Annotated in this window: 13 protein-coding genes; 3 read left to right on the top strand and 10 right to left on the bottom strand. The window is 73.5% G+C overall.

Annotated features, from left to right (window positions below; translation table 11 throughout):
* Positions 1-26 precede the first annotated feature (26 nt).
* From murG to mraZ, 9 genes are all read right to left on the bottom strand, one after another.
* Entirely contained in the window at positions 27-1,133 is a 1,107-nt protein-coding gene (gene murG, locus ACN27C_RS17680) for an undecaprenyldiphospho-muramoylpentapeptide beta-N-acetylglucosaminyltransferase (protein ID WP_121684257.1), read from the bottom strand.
* The gene (locus tag ACN27C_RS17675) at positions 1,133-2,548 is read right to left on the bottom strand and encodes an FtsW/RodA/SpoVE family cell cycle protein (protein WP_422751639.1); all 1,416 of its coding nucleotides are present in this window, start codon (positions 2,546-2,548) and stop codon (positions 1,133-1,135) included. The genes murG and ACN27C_RS17675 overlap by 1 nt, the downstream gene beginning before the upstream one ends.
* Positions 2,549-2,780: 232 nt before the next feature.
* A complete protein-coding gene (mraY, locus tag ACN27C_RS17670) occupies positions 2,781-3,908 on the bottom strand; it encodes a phospho-N-acetylmuramoyl-pentapeptide-transferase (protein ID WP_120568823.1) in 1,128 nt (375 codons plus the stop codon).
* Positions 3,905-5,314, bottom strand: a complete 1,410-nt coding sequence (locus ACN27C_RS17665) for a UDP-N-acetylmuramoyl-tripeptide--D-alanyl-D-alanine ligase (protein WP_120568822.1) — start codon at positions 5,312-5,314, stop codon at positions 3,905-3,907. Before ACN27C_RS17665 ends, mraY begins: the two co-directional genes overlap by 4 nt.
* Positions 5,311-6,873, bottom strand: coding sequence for a UDP-N-acetylmuramoyl-L-alanyl-D-glutamate--2,6-diaminopimelate ligase (locus tag ACN27C_RS17660; protein ID WP_422746841.1), 1,563 nt, complete (start codon positions 6,871-6,873; stop codon positions 5,311-5,313). The genes ACN27C_RS17665 and ACN27C_RS17660 overlap by 4 nt, the downstream gene beginning before the upstream one ends.
* 52 nt (positions 6,874-6,925) lie before the next feature.
* Complete coding sequence (locus ACN27C_RS17655; protein ID WP_422746839.1) at positions 6,926-9,139, bottom strand: peptidoglycan D,D-transpeptidase FtsI family protein; 2,214 nt, start codon at positions 9,137-9,139, stop codon at positions 6,926-6,928.
* A gap of 3 nt (positions 9,140-9,142) precedes the next feature.
* A complete protein-coding gene (locus tag ACN27C_RS17650) occupies positions 9,143-9,724 on the bottom strand; it encodes a hypothetical protein (RefSeq protein WP_422746837.1) in 582 nt (193 codons plus the stop codon).
* Complete coding sequence (gene rsmH, locus ACN27C_RS17645) at positions 9,721-10,830, bottom strand: 16S rRNA (cytosine(1402)-N(4))-methyltransferase RsmH (RefSeq protein ID WP_114921323.1); 1,110 nt, start codon at positions 10,828-10,830, stop codon at positions 9,721-9,723. The genes ACN27C_RS17650 and rsmH overlap by 4 nt, the downstream gene beginning before the upstream one ends.
* A 204-nt stretch (positions 10,831-11,034) precedes the next feature.
* On the bottom strand, positions 11,035-11,466 hold the full coding sequence (gene mraZ / locus ACN27C_RS17640) for a division/cell wall cluster transcriptional repressor MraZ (RefSeq protein ID WP_013287610.1): 432 nt from the start codon (positions 11,464-11,466) through the stop codon (positions 11,035-11,037).
* A gap of 355 nt (positions 11,467-11,821) precedes the next feature.
* Between mraZ and ACN27C_RS17635 the strand changes: the two genes are divergently transcribed.
* From ACN27C_RS17635 to ACN27C_RS17625, 3 genes are read left to right on the top strand one after another with little or no spacing between them, the layout of a single operon-like run.
* Positions 11,822-13,069 (top strand): MurT ligase domain-containing protein, encoded by a 1,248-nt coding sequence (locus ACN27C_RS17635; RefSeq protein WP_120573665.1) that lies wholly within the window; start codon positions 11,822-11,824, stop codon positions 13,067-13,069.
* Entirely contained in the window at positions 13,059-13,781 is a 723-nt protein-coding gene (locus ACN27C_RS17630; protein ID WP_013475779.1) for a type 1 glutamine amidotransferase, read from the top strand. The genes ACN27C_RS17635 and ACN27C_RS17630 overlap by 11 nt, the downstream gene beginning before the upstream one ends.
* 29 nt (positions 13,782-13,810) lie before the next feature.
* Positions 13,811-14,494, top strand: a complete 684-nt coding sequence (locus tag ACN27C_RS17625; RefSeq protein WP_393377631.1) for a TVP38/TMEM64 family protein — start codon at positions 13,811-13,813, stop codon at positions 14,492-14,494.
* Between the two features lie 45 nt (positions 14,495-14,539).
* Here the strand turns inward: ACN27C_RS17625 and leuS are convergent, their stop codons facing one another.
* Entirely contained in the window at positions 14,540-17,380 is a 2,841-nt protein-coding gene (leuS, locus tag ACN27C_RS17620; RefSeq protein ID WP_422746834.1) for a leucine--tRNA ligase, read from the bottom strand.
* Positions 17,381-17,756 lie beyond the last annotated feature (376 nt).

Below are 17,756 nucleotides of genomic sequence, written 5' to 3'. Positions count from 1 at the left end.
GTACCTTCCCGTCGCGGTTGCCCTCATCAGCGGGAAACCGCCTCGTAGACGAAGTTCAGCAACGCCACGTCGCCGTCGCGGCGGCCGTAGCCGGCTGCGGCGTGGCTCATCGCGTACAGGCGCTGCGGGTCCCGGATCAGCGGGATCACCGTCCGCTCCACCCAGGCCGGGGTCATCTCGGCGTCGTCGACGAGCAGGCCGCCGCCCGCCTCCACCACCGGCAGCGCGTTGCGCTTCTGCTCCTGGTTGCTGTGCGGGTAGGGCACGTAGACGGTGGGCAGGCCGATCGCGGCCACCTCGGCGCAGGTCATCGCGCCGCCGCGGGCCAGCATCAGGTCGGCCGCGGCGTAACCCAGCTCCATCTCGGACAGGTACGGCAGCGTGACGTACGGCACCGGCAGGTCGGTGGGCACGGAGATCGGCTCGTTGCGGGCGCCGATGACGTGCAGCACCTGCACACCGTTGCGGGCCAGCTCCTTCGCCGCGCCGGATACGGCCAGGTTGATCGAGCGGGCGCCCTGCGAGCCGCCGGCGACGAACAGCACCGGCAGGTCGGGGCGGAGTCCGAAGTGGGCGCGGGCGGCGTCGCGCAGCGCGGCCCGGTCCAGCCCGGCGATGCCCCGGCGCAGCGGCACGCCCACCACGCGGGCGTCGCGCAGCGCCTCGGCCTGGGCCGGCTGGTGCGGGAAGCCGACAGCGACGTTCTTGGTGAACTTCATCCCGAGCCGGTTCGCCACACCCGGCGGCACGTTCACCTCGTGGATGACGATGGGCAGCTCCCGCCGCCACGCGGCCAGGTAACCGGGCACCGAGACGTACCCGCCGAAGCCGACCACGGCGTCGGCCTGGACCTCGTCGATCACCTTGCCCGCCGCGCGCGCCGCCTTCCACATCCGGTCCGGGGTACGCACCAGGCTCATGTTGACCGACCGGGGAAGCTGGTAGGCCGGGATCTGCCGCAGGTCGTAGCCGGCCGGCGGGATCAGCTCGTTCTCCAGCCCCTTCGGTGTGCCCAGACAGGTGATCCGGACGCTCGGGTCGTGTCGGCGCAGGCAGTCGGCGAAGGCGAGCAGCGGGTAGATGTGCCCGCCCGTACCCCCTCCGCAGAGCACCACCGAACGCAGCGGACCCATCAGCGTCTCCTCTCGCTCGCCGCGCCGGAGCGCGCCCGGTCGGGCCGGGCGCCGCGGGGCGCGGCCTGATCGTCCTGCCGCCGCTGCCGGAACCGGGGCACGGACCCTCGGTCGGCCGGGGGCGACGCCGGCTTACGGCGCCGGCCGGGAAGCGGCGGCAACGGGGCCCACACTAGTCGGACCCATCGGGCGGGCGGACGGGCATGCAGCGCTCGCGCCGCGTCCGGCTCCGCGCGGGCGAACGACGCGAGCATGCCGATCGCGGCGAGCGTCACCACCAGGGCGCTGCCGCCGTCGGAGATGAACGGCAGCGGTACGCCGGTCAGCGGCAGCAGGCCGGTCACGCCACCGATGTTGATGACGGCCTGACCGACCAGCCAGGCGGTCACGCCGGCGGCGGCGAGCCGGCGGAACGGGTCCTCGACCCGGCGGGCGATCCGCATCCCGGTGTACGCGAGCACGGCGAACAGCGTCAGGACCACCGTGCAGCCGACCACGCCCAGTTCCTCGGCGACGATGGCGAAGATGAAGTCGTTGTGCGCCTCGGGCAGGTAGTTCCACTTCAGCGAGCTCTGGCCCAGGCCGACGCCGAACCAGCCGCCGTTGCCGATCGCGTAGCGGGCCTGCACGAGCTGGTAGCAGTAGTCCAGCTTCTGCTCGAAGCAGGTCTTCGGGTCCGGCGGGTCGAGCCACATGGTGAGGCGGCCGAGCCGGTAGTTGTCCGCGTCCCGGGAGCCGGAGCCGGCGCCGAGCGAGGCGGCGGCCACCAGCAGGCCGATGCCGGCCAGGCCGATCGCGGAGAGCGCGGCGAAGACCCGGCCCCGCACGCCGGCCGCCCAGAGCAGCCCGACCACGAGCGCCAGCAGGCAGAGCATGCTGCCCAGGTCGTTGAAGCCGACCAGCACGAACAGCAGGCCCACCACCGGGAACAGCGGGGTGGCCAGTTCCTTCCACCAGCCCAGCGCGGCGCCCTTGCGGGCCAGCACGTGCGCCGCCCACAGCACCAGCGCGAACTTCGCCACCTCGACCGGTTGCAGCGAGATCGGGCCGAGGGAGAGCGAGAGGAGTTCGGCCCGCAGCGGCCCGATCGCCGTCACCCCGAACAGCGAGTTCAGCGCGACGAACAGGTTGAGCGTGAGCAGCAGCGCCACCGCCACGCCGAGCGCCGGGCGGCTCACCGCCCGGAACGTGCGCGCGGGCAGCCGCTGGCAGGCCCAGAACGCGCCGATGCCGATCACCGCGAACACCGCCTGCTTGGTCAGCGACGCGGACGCGTCGCCCCCCTCGGCGAAGTCCTTCACGCTCGTGGCGGAGAAGACCATGGTGAGGCCGATCAGCAGCAGCAGGCCGGCGCTGGACAGCAGCAGGTAGTACGAGGCCAGCGGCCGGGCCAGCAGGCCGCGCAGCGCGGCCAGGCCACCGGCCGGATCCCAGCGCGCCGCGGGCGGGTCGGCCGGAGGCGTGGCAGCCGGGGCACGGCGGGCCGGCGGGTCGCTGGTCACCTGGATGTCTCGTCCCTCCCCCACAGGCCCATCATGGCCGTTCGACCCGCCCGCCCGTGGCGCAACCGCCCGGTCGGCGTGTCGGAACGTGAGACGGCGGGGCCCCGGTGACAATCGGGAGCCCCGCCGTGACGCGGTGGTGCGGTCAGCTCACCGCGGCGAGGAACTCGCTGTAGAACAGGCCCAGCGCGATGGCCACGCCGATACCGGCGATGATCCAGAACCGGACCACGATGTTGACCTCGCTCCAGCCGGCCAGCTCGAAGTGGTGCTGCAACGGCGACATCCGGAACACGCGCTTGCCGGTGGTGCGGAAGGAGATGACCTGGATGACCACGGACATCGTGATGATCACGAACAGGCCGCCCAGGATCGGCAGCAGCAGGATGGTCCGGGTGGACATGGCCATGCCGGCGATCAGGCCGCCCAACCCGAGCGCGCCGGTGTCACCCATGAAGATCCGCGCCGGGGACGTGTTCCACCACAGGAAGCCCACGCAGGCCCCGGCCGCCGCGCCGGCGATCAGCGCGATCTCCAGCGGGTCGCGCACCGTGTAGCAGTACGACTCGGTGTAGTTCGGGTCGGCGCACCAGTGCCGGTACTGCCAGAACGCGATCAGCGCGTACGCCGCGAGCACCATCACCGAGGCGCCGGTGGCCAGGCCGTCCAGGCCGTCGGTGAGGTTGACGCCGTTGGTGGCCGCCATGACCACCATGATGATGACGATCACCGCGCCGATCTTGCCGATCTCCAGCGCCGGGATGTCCCGGATGAAGCTCAGCGTGGTGCTGCCCACCGTCTCGGTGTTCGTCGCGTTGCCGCCGGCGTCGGTCATGCTCGACGGGAAGTAGACGGCCACCGCGCCGAACACGGCACCGACCAGGATCTGCCCGGCCAGCTTGCCCCGCTTGTTGAGGCCGCCGCTGTGCCGCTTGCGCACCTTCAGGAAGTCGTCGATGAAGCCGACCGCGCCGGAGAACACCATCAGCCCCAGCAGCACCAGCGCCGTGATGGTCGGCTCGACCTGGGCGATCTGCGCGTCCGGCAGCGTGGTCAGGGCAAGGTGCCCGGCGACGTACGCGATGACCGTGGCCAGGATGAAGACCACGCCGCCCATCGTCGGCGTGCCCTTCTTGCCCTCGTTGCTGGCGAGCCCGAGATTCGATCGGATCGGCTGGCCGGCCTTCAGCCGGGCGAACACCTTGATCGCGATCGGGGTGCAGAACAGCGAGATCAGGAACGCGACCCCGATGGCGACGATGACCGCCCTCATGCGGCGCCGCCCTCCGTCGCACCCGCACGGGCGTCCGCGCGCAACGCGTCGGCCACCTCCCAGGTCCGGTACCGGGAGCCCTTCACCAGCACCACGTCCCCTGGACGCAGCTCGCTCCGCAGCACCTCGACGGCCGCCGCCTGATCGGTGAGCAGCACCGACTCTCCTCCCCAATTACCTACCGCTGTCGCGCCCTCGTGGATCGGCGCCGCCGGCTCGCCCACCACGAGCAGCCGGTCCACTCCCAGCTCGGCCGCGAGCCGGCCGACCTGCTGATGCCCCTGGAGTTCGAAGTCACCCAGCTCGGCCATGTAGCCGAGCACCGCGACGGTACGCCCGTCGCCGCGCATGCTGGCCAGCGCCCGCAGCGCCACGCCGGTGGACGCCGGGTTGGCGTTGTACGAGTCGTCGATCACGGTCACCCCGTCGGGACGCTCGAAGACGTCCATCCGGCGGGTCGAGACCAGGCCCAGCTCGTTCAGCGCCGCCGCCAGGTCGGGCAGCGGCAGGCCCAGCTCCCGGCCGACAGCCGCGGCGGCGAGCGAGTTGGAGACCTGGTGCCGGCCGGTCAGCCCGAGCCGCACCGGCGCGCTGCCCTCCGGCGTGACCAGGGTGTACGAGGGCCGTCCCCGGCCGTCGAGCGTCACGTCCACGGCGCGCACGTCGGCGCGCTCCGACTCGCCGTAGCGCACCACCCGGGCACCGGTACGCGACGCCATCGCGTCCACCCGCGGGTCGTCTGCGTTGAGCACCGCCAGCCCGTCGTCGGGCAGCGCCTCGACCAGTTCGCCCTTGGCGAGCGCGATGGTCTCCACCGAGCCGAACTCGCCCAGGTGCGCCACGCCCACGTTGAGCACCACGGAGATCCGCGGCGGCACCACGTCGCACAGGTAGCGGACGTGCCCGACCCCGCGGGCGCCCTTCTCCATCACCAGGTAGCGGGTCTCCGGCGTGGCCTGCAACGCGGTGTACGGGTGCCCCAGCTCGTTGTTGAACGAGCCGGGCGGCGCCACCGTCGGGCCGAGCCGCACCGCGAGCTGGGCGATCAGGTCCTTGGTGGTGGTCTTGCCGGACGAGCCGGTCAGCCCGATCACGGTCAGCCCGGGCAGCCGGTCCACCACCGCGCGGGCCAGCCGGCCCATCGCGTCGAGCGCGTCGCCGACGAGCACCATCGGCACGCCCGGCACCTCCCGGGTGCCGAGCACCGCCACCGCGCCGGCCGAGATCGCACCGGCCGCGTAGTCGTGGCCGTCGACCCGCTCGCCCGGGAAGGCGACGAACAGCCCACCCGGGCTCACCTTGCGGGAGTCGAACTCGACGGTGCCGGTGACCCGGGCGTCCGGGTCGGCGCCGACGAGCCGGCCGTCGACGGCGGCGGCCACCTCGGCCAGCGTCAGCGGGATCACCGCTGACCCACCAGGTCGCCGAAGCGGGCGCGCAGCGCCGCCGCCAGCTCCACCCGGTCGTCGAACGGCAGCACCTCGTCGCCGATCTCCTGACCGCGTTCCTGGCCCTTGCCCAGCACCGCCACCACGTCACCCGGTTCGGCCACCCGGACCGCCTCCTCGATCGCCGCCCGCCGCCCGGGCACCTCGATGACGCGGGCCGGGGTCGCGGCGGCGTACGCGCCGGCCAGCACCTCGGCCCGGATCGCGGCCGGGTCCTCGGTCCGCGGGTTGTCGTCGGTCACCAGCACCACGTCGGCGCCGCGCGCGGCCACGCCGCCCATCACCGGCCGCTTGCCCCGGTCCCGGTCGCCGCCGGCGCCCAGCACGCAGATCAGCCGGCCTTCGGTCAGGTCGCGCAGCGCGATGAGCACCGCCTCGATCGCGTTGGCCTTGTGCGCGTAGTCGACCACCCCGCGTACCGGCGCGTCGCCGCTGACCAGTTCCAGCCGGCCGGGCACGCCGCCGCAGGCGGCCACGCCGCGCGCCGCGGTCTCCGCGTCCACTCCGACGGCGACCAGCAGCGCCACCGCCAGCAGCGCGTTCGCGACGTTGTGCCGGCCGGGCAGCGCCACGCCGGTGGGCAGCGCCAGACCGTCCGGCCCGTGCAGCGTGAAGCGCTGCGCGTAGCCCTCGCCGTCGATCCCGTCGGCCCACCAGGTCGCGTCCGGGTCGCCGGCCGCCGAGTAGGTCACGGTGCCCGGCTTGTGCAGCGGACGCAGCGCCGGGTCGTCGTGGTTGAGCACCTCGACCCGGCAGCGGCCGTCGAACAGCTTGGCCTTGGCCGCGAAGTAGTCCGCCTCGTCGGCGTGGAAGTCCAGGTGGTCGGAGCCGAAGTTGGTGTAGCCGCCGACGTCGAACCGGACGCCGCCGACCCGGCCCATGGCGAGGGCGTGGCTGGACACCTCCATGACCACGGTGTCCACCCCGTGCTCGCGGGCCACCGCGAGCATGGCGTGCAGGTCGGTGGCCTCCGGGGTGGTCCGGACGCTGTCGATCACCAGGTCGCCGAGGCGGGTCTCCACGGTGCCGATCAGCCCGGTGACGTGCCCGGCGGCGCGCAGCCCCGACTCGACCAGGTAGCTGGTGGAGGTCTTGCCGGCGGTGCCGGTCACCCCGATCACGGTCAGGCCGGCGGTCGGGTCGCCGTACACGGTCGCGGCCACCTCGCCGAGCGCGTCGCGCGGGTCGTCGACGACGAGCACGGGCAGGCCGGTCCCGGCGGCGAGCGCCGCGCCGGCCGGGTCGGTCAGCAGGGCCACCGCGCCCGCCTCGGCGGCGGCCGCGGCGAACTCCGCGCCGTGGCGCCGGGCGCCGGGCAGGGCGGCGTACAGGTCGCCGGGGCGTACCTCCTGGGAGGCGTGGGTCACGCCGGTGACGGCCAGTTCGGCGGCCTCCTCCGGCGGGGTCGCCGCCACGCGGGCGGCGAGGTCGCCGAGCCGTACGGGGCGCACGGTTGTGGGACGTGGATTGCCGGGCACGGCGTCAGACCCTACCCGGTCGTCCGGTTCCGACCGCACAGCCGCCCCGGTGGTTCGTCGCCACTCACCGATGATGTCCCGCCGTCCCCGCTCAGCGCGGAAAGACCTCGAACTTCGGGGACTTGTTGGTGAGCGACGGCGGCACCCGGTAGTGGCGGAGAGTGAAGCCCATCATCTCCCGGAACGCGGGCGCGGCGACCGCGCCGCCCCCGCCGCCGGGGCTCCACACGAACACGGCGACGACGTACCGGGGGTTCTCCGCCGGGGCCATGCCGATGAACGATCCGACCTCGCCGGGCTGCTGTTTGCCGCCGTCGTAGCGCAGGCCGGTGCCGGTCTTGCCGGCCACCCGGTAGCCGGGCACGGCCGCGGCCAGCCCGGTCGCCCGGCCGTCCGGGCCGTCGACCGTGGTGACCGCCTCCATCATCTGGCGCAGCGCCGCCGCGTTGGCCGGGCTGAGCACCGAGCGGGTGGTGGGCGCCGCGGCGGGGCTGCGCTCGCCGTCCGCGCCGATGGTCTCCTTGACCAGGTGCGGCTGCACGTACGTGCCGTTGTTGGCGATGGTGGCGTACGCGGCGGCCATCTGCAGCGGCGTGGCGTCCACGCTGTGCCCGATCGGCACCGACCCGTACGCCGAGCCGCTCCACTGGTCGGGCGGGAGCAGCCGCCCGGCCGCCTCGCCCGGCATGCCCTCGCCGGTCACCTGGCCCAGCCCGAACCGCTTCTGGTAGTCGAAGAGCCGTTCCTTGCCGAGCTTCTCGCCGATCTCGATGGTGCCGACGTTCGAGGAGAAGGCGAGCATGCCGGGGATGCTCATGGTGCGGCCGTCGACCGGGTGGGTGTCGCGGAAGGTGACCCCGCCCCTGTCGATCGTGTTGGGGACCGGGAACGCGGTGTCCGGGGTGATCACGCCCTCCTGGAGCGCGGCGCCGAAGGTGATCGCCTTGTGGATCGAGCCCGGGTCGACGACGAACGTGGTGGCCGCGTCGTCGCGGTCCGACGGCGAGGTGACCTTCGTGGGGTTGGCCGCGTCGTACGTCGGCTGGCTGGCCTGGGCCAGCACCTCGCCGCTGGGGATCTCGATGATCACCGCGGCGCCGACGCTGCCCTTCACCTTGGCGGTCTGCTTCGCCAGGATCCGCTGCGTCATGAACTGGAGGTCCCGGTCGACGGTGAGCTTCAGCGAGCTGCCCGGCTGCGGCTGGGTGGTGCGGCTGTAGCCGCCCGGGATGGGCGCGGCCAGGTCACCGAGGCCCACCTCGTAGGTCCGTTTGCCGGCCTGCCCGCGCAGCACGTCGTCGTACTTGGCCTCCAGCCCTTCCAGGCCGTTCATGTCCTGGCTGACGAAGCCGATCAGGTTGGCGGCCAGGTCACCGCCGGGCACCTCGCGCCGCTCGTCGCGGTGCACGTTGATGCCGGCCAGGTCGAGCTCCATGATCCGCTTGGCGGTCGCGATCTCCACACCGCGGGCCAGGTAGACGAACTGCAACGGGGTGTCGGTGCCGGGCAGGGTGCGCTTGCGCATCTTCTCGGCCAGGTCGGACACGGGCACGCCGAGCAGCGGGGAGAGCAGACGCGCGGTGGCGAACCGGTCCTTGACCCGGGTCGGGTCGGCGAACACGTACCGGGCCTCGACGCTGTGCGCCAGCGGCTCGCCGCTGCGGTCGAGGATCGCCCCGCGCGGGGCGGGCAGCTCGACCACGGCGAGCCGGTTGGGCAGGCCCCCGTCGGCGTACGCCGGGGTGTCCACGGTCTGGAGGTAGACCAGCCGCACGCCGATGCTGGCGAACAACGCCAGCGCCAGCACGGTGCCGAGCCGCAGCCGCCGGCGCGGGTCGCCGAGTCGCGGCGGCCGGCGCGGCTTGCGTACGGGGCGGCGGGGCTGGGCGCCGGGGCGGCGCGGCTGGGACCGGCGGCGCGGCGGCGGCGCGTCCTCGTCGTCGTCGAACGGTTCCCGCACCGGCCGGGACGAGACGGTCCGCACCACGCCGGCCCGGCCGCCCGCGGCGGTGGACCGGCGGCCGGACCGGGCGCCGTCGGTCGCGGGCTCGCGCGTACCGGCCCGCCCGGCCCGGCCGCCGTCGAGCACCTGCAACGCGGGCCGGAACGGGTCGCCGGACCGGTTGCTGCGGGGGGTACGCCGTTGCTCGGCGCCGCCGCCCTCGCGCACGGTCCGCCCGCGGGGGGTGTACGCGCGGGCGTCGGAGATCCCGCCGAGGCCCGCCTCGCGCGGCTCCGACCCCCGCGACGATCCGCGCCGGGAGCCCGTGGCGTCCCGGCGCGGATCATCCGATCTCGGCGGCATGGCTCAGCCTCCGTTGCCCTGCTGGCTGGTGACCGACGGGGCGCCCTGCGCGGGGTGCGGCACCCCGATGGTCTGCCCGTCCGGCAGCCGGATGTAGGCCGGGTCCTCGGACTCGACCAGGCCGAGCCGCCGGGCGTTGGCGGTCAGGTTGCCGGGCGCCTCCTGCTTGGCGATCTCCTTGCGCAGCTCCTGCTCGTCCACGTCCAGCTTGGCCTGCTGCTGCTGAAGCTTCTCCAGCTTGAACGCGTTCTCGTTGATCTTGGTGTTGACCGCCAGGATGCCCAGCACCCCACCGACCACCAGCACCAGGATCAGCGCGACGAACGGAGCCCGGGGCACCCGGATCGGCGCCGGCGGGGCGACCCGCAGGCGCGGCGTGGGCGCACCGGTGACCCGGGTGCGCTCGGCCGGCCGCAGGGCGGCGCTGCCCTGCGTCGGGAACTCGCGCGTCCCCCGGGCGCGAGTCGCCTCCCGGCGGTCGGTCGCCGTCGTGTCCCGCGCGGTGCGCTGCGCCGCGGTCCGGCCCCCCGACCGCGGTGCGCGCTGCCCGACGGCTCCCCGGCCGTCGCGCTTCTCGACGTTCATGTCCCCTCCCCCTCCTCGTCCGTCCCGTTCGCGTCCCCCGGGGCCGACGCGGGGTCCTTACCGGACCCCGGTGACCCCGTCCCCGGTTGGTGCATCGCCTTCACCCGGCGGCGGTACCGTTCGCGGTCGGTACGCCCCTGCCGGGCCGCCTCCGGGTCGAGCCGTTCCGCGGCCCGCAGCCGCACCGAGGCGGCACGCGGGTTCGCGGCCACCTCCGCCTCCCCGGGCAGCTCGGCGCCCCGGCTCAACAGCCGGAACGTCGGGCCGGACCCGGGCAGCTCGACCGGGAGGTCGACCGGGCCCTTACTGCGGACCCGGTCGGCGAGCGCCTGCTTGGTGAGCCGGTCCTCCAGCGAGTGGTAGGACAGGACCACCATGCGGCCGCCCACTGTGAGCTTGTCCAGAGCAGCCGGCAGCGCCGTCTCCAGCGCTGCCAGTTCTCTGTTTACCTCGATCCGTAAAGCCTGAAACGTTCTCTTTGCCGGGTGTCCACCGGTTCGTCGGGCCGGTGCCGGAATGGCGTCCCGCACCAGCTCGGCCAGCCGGGCCGACGACGTGATCCGGGCGCGCTCCCGTTCCCGGATGATCGCCGAGGCGATCTTCCCGGCGAACTTCTCCTCGCCGTACACCCGCAGCAGGCGGGCCAGGTCCGGGTGGGAGTAGGTGTTGACCACCTCCTCGGCGGTCACCCCCCGGGTCTGGTCCATCCGCATGTCCAGCGGCGCGTCCTGCGCGTACGCGAACCCGCGGTCGGGCGCGTCCAGTTGCAGGGACGAGACGCCGAGGTCGAACAGCACCCCGTCGATCGCCGGGTAACCGAGCCGGTCGAGCACCTCGGGCAGCTCGTCGTAGACGGCGTGCTCCAGGTGGATCCGGTCGGCGAACCGGGCCAGGCGGACCCGCGCGTGGGCGAGCGCCTCGGTGTCCCGGTCCAGGCCGATCAGCACCGTGTCCGGATGCGCCGAGAGCACCGCCTCGGCGTGCCCGGCCAGACCGAGCGTGGCGTCGACGTGCACGGTGCGACCGGGCCGGCCCAGTGCGGGGGCCAGCAGCTCGAGACACCGCTCGAGCAGCACCGGCACGTGCGTGCCGCGTAGCTCCCCCATCTCGACCCCCACCCCGTTCGCCAACCGTTCCGTCATGTGTCCGTCGTCGCCACGACGCCTCGCCATACCGCCAGATCCCCATCCGCTCCCGCCCGCCGGAGGCCGCGGCCCTCCGTGTCGGATCGTGCGCCTGGCACCGGGGAAGGGGTGCCAGGAACTCGAAAGCGGCTGGAGATCTCGCAGTACGTCGGGCGCCGTCACGCCCTACAGACCGCCGGGCAGCACCCCCTCCTCGATGTCGGCGAAGTCGTCTTCGCTCTCCGCGAGGTAGGCCTCCCAGGCCGCCTTGTCCCAGATCTCCACCCGGGTGCTCGCTCCGATCACGACCAGATCCCGGTCCAGTGCCGCGTACGACCGCAGGTGGCCGGGAATGGTGACCCGCCCCTGCTTGTCCGGCACCTCGTCGTGCGCGCTGGCGAAGAAGACCCGGCTGTAGGCCCGGGCCGCCTTGCTCGTCATCGGCTGCGCGCGCAACTGGTCCGCGATCCGCTGGAACTCGGGCATCGGGAAGACGTAGAGGCAGCGCTCCTGCCCTTTGGTGATCACGACACCCCCCGCCAGTTCGTCCCGGAACTTCGCCGGCAGGATCAACCGGCCTTTGTCGTCCAGGCGCGGAGTGTGGGTGCCGAGGAACATCGGCCCAACCCCCTCGCCCTGAGCGGCGTTCGCGGCGCCGCTGACCCCCCGGGCCGGTGTGGCCCTCCCGGCCTCACCATCGCGCCCCACTCTACTCCACTTCCCTCCACCTGCAACCAGAATCGCCCGCGCGGCGTGGCGTTTCCGCGCGCAAAACCGCACGTCAACGCGGGTGGGGCGGAGTGGAGGGGGTGGGGCGCGCCCCACACCGTCCGCTACCCGACATCGACCGCCGCCGTCCGGCCCCGCGCGCTCCGGCCGTCCGCCGGGTCCTCCCCGGCCGAACGGTTCGCCGTCGGCGGCGATCTGGCGGAGGTGGTGGTCCGGTAACCTCGCTCGGGTGACGGACGCGAAGATGCCCTTGCGGGCAAAGGTGGCCAGCTCCGTGTCGCGCACCGCCGCGGCGCTGTCGCGGGCCGCGGGTCGTGGCGACGGCTCGGTGATCGGCGGCTGGATCGGCCTCAAGATCGACCCGGACCTGCTCGCCCATCTCTCGGCCGGGCGCGCCATCGCCCTGGTGTCCGGCACCAACGGCAAGACCACCACCACCCGGCTCACCACCGCCGCGGTCGGCGTGCTGGGCCGGGTCGCCACCAACTCCTTCGGCGCGAACATGCCCACCGGCCACACCTCGGCGCTCGCCAAGGCCGGCAGCACGCCGTACGCGGTGCTGGAGGTGGACGAGCACTACCTCGCCCAGGTGCTGGAGGCGACCGAGCCGCACGTGGTGGCGCTGCTCAACCTCTCCCGCGACCAGCTCGACCGCGCCAAGGAGGTCGCCATGATGGCGCAGCTCTGGCGCGCCGCCCTGGTCCGGCACCCGCGGATCCGGGTGGTCGCCAACGCCGACGACCCGATGGTGGTGTGGGCCGCCTGCCCGCCGGCCGACCCGGCGCAGGGTCACGTGCCGCCGCACGTCACCTGGTTCAGCGCCGGGCAGCGCTGGCACGACGACTCCTGGGTCTGCCCCGAGTGCGGCTCCACCATCCAGCGCTCCGGCGAGCAGTGGTGGTGCACCGGCTGCCCGCTGCGCCGCCCCGAGCCGAACTGGACGGTCGAGGACGACGGCGTGCTCGACCCCACCGGCGCCTGGCACAAGATCCGGCTCCAGCTCCCCGGCAAGGTCAACCTCGGCAACGCGGCCACCGCCCTGGCCGTCGCCGCCGAGTTCGGCGTACGCCCGGTGGACGCGGTGTCCCGGCTCGGCACCGTCACCTCGGTGGCCGGCCGCTACGCCCAGGTGGACCGCGACGGGCGCAACATCCGGCTGCTGCTGGCCAAGAACCCGGCGAGCTGGCTGGAGGCGTTCGACATGGCCGACGTCGCGCCGACACTGCTGTCCATCAACGCCCGCGACCCCGACGGGCTGGACACCTCCTGGCTGTTCGACGTGGACTTCTCCCCGCTGACCGGCCGGCAGGTGCTGATCACCGGCGACCGGGCGTACGACCTGGCGGTGCGGCTGGAGGTCAACGGCGTGCCGTTCCAGCACGTACGCAGCTTCGACGAGGCCGTCCGCGCCGTGCCGCCGGGCCGGCTGGAGGTCATCGCCAACTACACCGCCTTCCAGGACATCCGAGCGGAGCTGGACCGTGTCAACTGAGAGCCTGCGCATCGTCTGGATCTATCCCGACCTGCTGTCCACGTACGGCGACCGGGGCAACGCGCTGATCCTGGCCCGCCGGGCCCAGCTGCGCGGCATGCCGGTCGAGGTGCTGGAGGTCCGCTCCGACCAGCGGCTGCCCGCCACCGCCGACATCTACCTGATCGGCGGCGGCGAGGACGGCCCGCAGGCGCTCGGCGCCCAGCGCCTGATCGCCGACGGCGGCCTGCACCGGGCGGTGGCCCAGGGTTCGGTGGTGTTCGGCGTCTGCGCCGGCTACCAGCTTCTCGGCACCTCCTTCTTCGCCAAGGGCACCCGCTGCGCCGGCCTGGAGCTGCTCGACCTCTCCTCCGACCGCGGCCCCACCCGGGCGGTGGGCGAGCTGGCCGGTGAGGTCGACCCGCGGCTGGGCATCCCGCACCTGTCCGGGTTCGAGAACCACGGCGGCCGCACCCACCTCGGCCCGGGCGTGTCCCCGCTGGCCCGGGTCACCACCGGCGTCGGCAACGACGGGGCCACCGAGGGCGCGTGGCGGGGCAAGCTGCTCGGCACCTACTCGCACGGGCCGGCGCTGGCCCGCAACCCGGACCTGGCCGACCTGCTGCTGCGCTGGGCGACCGGCATCCACCAGCTCCCCCCGCTCGACGACACCTGGGCCGACCGCCTCCGCTCCGAGCGCCGCGCCGCGGTGGCCGCCGCACCGAGGCCGTGACCGACGCCGCCCGGCCGGGGCGGCGACCGGTGGCCCGCCGGCTCGCCGGGTTGCTGCGGCAGCCCTCGGCGCGCCGGTTCGGGCTGCTCCTGCTGCTGCTCGCCGGGTTCGGCGTGACGCTGCTGCTGGTGCCCCGGCCGGACCCGGCCGACCTGCCCCGGCTCGCCGACTCGCTCGGCGGCTACGGTCCGCCCGCGGCGGTGGTCGGCGGCGCGCTGCTGCTGGTGGCGCTGGTGCCGCGGACGTTCGTCACGCTGGCCGCGGGCGCGATCTTCGGCCCGGTGCAGGGCGCCGCGTACGCGCTCGGCGCGGCACTGCTCGCGGCGGCCATCGGCTTCACGGTGGGCCGGATGCTCGGCCGCGACTTCGTCGCCGAGCGGGTACGCGGACGGCTGGCCCGCCTCGACGGCTGGTTCGCCCGGCAGAGCGTCTTCGGCGTGGTGACCGTACGGCTGCTGCCGATCGCCGGGTTCGGGCTGGTCAGCTACGGCTACGGCACCACCGCCGCCCGGGTGCTGCCGTTCCTGGCCGGCAGCGTGATCGCCTCCGCCCCGACCGCCATCGGCTACGCGGCGCTCGGCGCGGCCGTGACCACGCCCGGTTCGATCAACTGGTACGCGGCCGCGCCGGCCAGCCTCGGCCTGATCGCCAGCGTGCTGATCATCCACCGCTGGTGGCGGGCGGAACGGCGGCGCCGGTCCGAGCCGGCATGACCGGCGGTGGGCGCGTCCCCGATGTGGACACGCCCACCGGCCGGGTCAGGCGACGACCGAGACCATCCGGCCCTTCACCACGATGACCTTGCGCGGCTCCTTGCCGCCCAGCGTGCCCGCGACCGCCTCCAGCGCCGCCGCGCGGACGGTCTCCTCGGACGCGTCGGCCGGCACCTCGACCCGGCCCCGGACCTTGCCGTTGACCTGCACCGGGTACGTGACCGACTCGGCCACCAGCAGGGCCGGGTCGGCGACCGGGAAGTCGGCGTACGCCAGCGAGTCCTCGTGGCCCAGCTTGCGCCACAGCTCCTCGGCCACGTGCGGGGCGAACGGGGCCACCATCAGCACCAGCGGCTCGGCCACCTCGCGCGGCGTACGCGCCAGCCGGGTCAGGCCGTTGGTCAGCTCGATCAGCTTGGCGATGGCGGTGTTGAAGCGGATCCCGTCCATGTCGGCGCGGACCCCGTCGATCGTCTTGTGCAGCAGCCGCCGGGTCGCCTCGTCGGCCGGTTCGTCGGTGATCCGCAGCTCGCCGGTCTGCTCGTCGACGACGCTGCGCCAGACCCGCTGCAGGAACCGGTACGAGCCGACCACGGCCCGGGTGTCCCACGGGCGGGACACCTCCAGCGGGCCCATCGACATCTCGTACACCCGGAACGTGTCCGCGCCGTACGCCGCGCACATGTCGTCCGGGGTGACGACGTTCTTCAGCGACTTGCCCATCTTGCCGTACTCGCGCCGGACCTCGGTCTCGCCGTGGAACCAGCGGCCGTCGACCTCGACGACCTCCTCGGCGGGCACGTACGCGCCGCGGGCGTCGACGAACGCGTACGCCTGGATCATGCCCTGGTTGAACAGGCGGCGGAACGGCTCGAACGACGAGACGTGGCCCAGGTCGTACAGCACCTTGTGCCAGAAGCGGGCGTACAGCAGGTGCAGCACGGCGTGCTCGGCGCCGCCGACGTACAGGTCGGTGCCACCGCAGTCCCCCGGACGCTGCGGCCCCATCCAGTACGCCTCGTTCTCCGGGTCGGCGAAGCGCTGCGAGTCGGTCGGGTCCAGGTAGCGCAGCTCGTACCAGCAGGAGCCGGCCCACTGCGGCATCACGTTCGTCTCACGGGTGTAGCGCTTGGGCCCGTCGCCCAGGTCCAGCTCCACCTCCACCCAGTCGCGCCGCCGCGACAGCGGGGTCTCCGGATCGCTGTCGGCGTCCTCCGGGTCGAACGTCTTCGGCGAGAAGTCCTCCACCTCGGGCAGCTCGACCGGCAGCATCGACTCGGGCAGCGCGATCGGCGCCCCGGTCTCGTCGTACACGATCGGGAACGGCTCGCCCCAGTAGCGCTGCCGCGAGAACAGCCAGTCGCGCAGCCGCCAGGTGACCGCGCCGGCGCCGTGCCCGTTGGCCTCCAGCCACTCGATGATGCGCGCCTTCGCGTCGGCCACGCCCAGGCCGTCCAGGTCGATGCCGCGTTCCGGGGCGGCGCTGTTGATCGCCGGACCGTCCCCGGTGTACGCCTTGCCGTCGAAGCCCTCCGGCGGCTGCACGGTCCGTACGATCGGCAGCTCGAACACCTCGGCGAAGGCCCAGTCCCGCTCGTCCTGCGCCGGCACCGCCATGATCGCGCCGGTGCCGTACCCGGCCAGCACGTAGTCGGCGATGAAGATCGGGATCTGCCCGCCGGTCACCGGGTTGGTGGCGTAGGCGCCGACGAAGACGCCGGTCTTCTCCTTGCTGTCCGCCTGCCGCTCCACGTCCGTCTTGGCCGCGGCGGCCTTCCGGTACGCCTCGACGGCCTCGCGCGGGCCGGCGTGCCCGCCGGTCCAGGCGTCCTTCGTCCCCTCCGGCCAGGCGGCCGGCGTCAGCACGTCGACCAGCTCGTGCTCGGGCGCCAGCACCATGTAGGTGGCGCCGAAGACGGTGTCCGGCCGGGTGGTGAACACCCGCACCGGGGCCGCCTCGGTCGGGAAGTCGATGTGCGCGCCGGTCGACCGGCCGATCCAGTTGCGCTGCTGCAGCTTGATCGGCTCCGGCCAGTCCAGCGTGTCCAGATCCTCCAGCAGCCGGTCCCCGTACGCGGTGATCCGCATCATCCACTGCTTCAGGTTGCGCTTGAAGACCGGGAAGTTGCCTCGCTCGGAGCGGCCGTCGGCGGTGACCTCCTCGTTGGCCACCACGGTGCCCAGGCCCGGGCACCAGTTCACCGGCGCCTCCGAGACGTACGCCAGCCGGTGGTCGTCGACGACGCGCCGCCGCTCCCCCACTGACAGCTCGGCCCACGGGCGCCCGTCGGGGGTGGCACGGGTGCCGCCCTCGAACTCGGCGATCAGCTCGGCGATCGGCCGGGCCTTGCGCGCGTCCGCGTCGTACCAGGAGTTGAAGATCTGCAGGAAGATCCACTGCGTCCAGCGGTAGAAGTCGGTGTCGATGGTCGCCACCGAACGCCGCTCGTCGTGGCCCAGCCCCAGCCGGCGCAGCTGCGCCTTGAACCGCTCGATGTTGGCCTCGGTGGTGGTCCGGGGGTGGGTGCCGGTCTGCACCGCGTACTGCTCGGCGGGCAGGCCGAACGCGTCGAAGCCCATCGCGTGCAGCACGTTGCGCCCGGCCATCCGCTGGTAGCGGGCGTAGCAGTCGGTACCGATGTAGCCCAGCGGGTGGCCGACGTGCAGGCCGGCGCCGGACGGGTACGGGAACATGTCCAGCACGTACAGCTTCTCGGCGCCCGCCCGCGGGTGGCCGGGGTCGGCCAGCGGACCGGCCGGGTTCGGCGCCTGGAAGGTGCCCTCCCGCGCCCAGGTGTCCTGCCAGCGGTGCTCGATCTCGTCGGCCAGGGCGGCGGTGTACCGGAACGGGGGGATGTCGGTCGCCGGTGCGGCTGCCTCACTCATGGCGTCTCCTCGGCGCGGATCGATTCGAAAAAATTGTGGGCGGTCTGCTGCGGGCACAAAAAAGCCCCTCGCGCAGGAGGGGCGGCCGTGCTGTCGCGCGTTCAGCGCATCAACACGGCTCGGTAAGAAGCAGGAAGAACCCGGCCATGCAGGCAGTGTACCTCGCACCCCTCGGCGGCGGCGCGCCCGTTCCACGCGCGGCGGCCGGTCCCCCGGTCCGGCGAATATTCCGGGCGTAACCGACCGACCACCTGCGGGAGTCGGCAGTAACGACAAACATGGTTAGCCTGAGAGACCAATGAGATTTCTGCGGCAGACGAGGCTCGGCGTCGCGAACCCAACGGCGGGTCCAGGTGCTCTATAAAGAGCTGCCGTC

The organism is Micromonospora sp. WMMD1219 (assembly GCF_049315215.1).
In the GTDB taxonomy this organism is placed as follows: Bacteria; Actinomycetota; Actinomycetes; order Mycobacteriales; family Micromonosporaceae; genus Micromonospora; species Micromonospora tulbaghiae.
The sequence above is the reverse complement of the archived record's forward strand: the minus strand, read 5'-3'. Positions and strand labels throughout refer to the sequence as shown.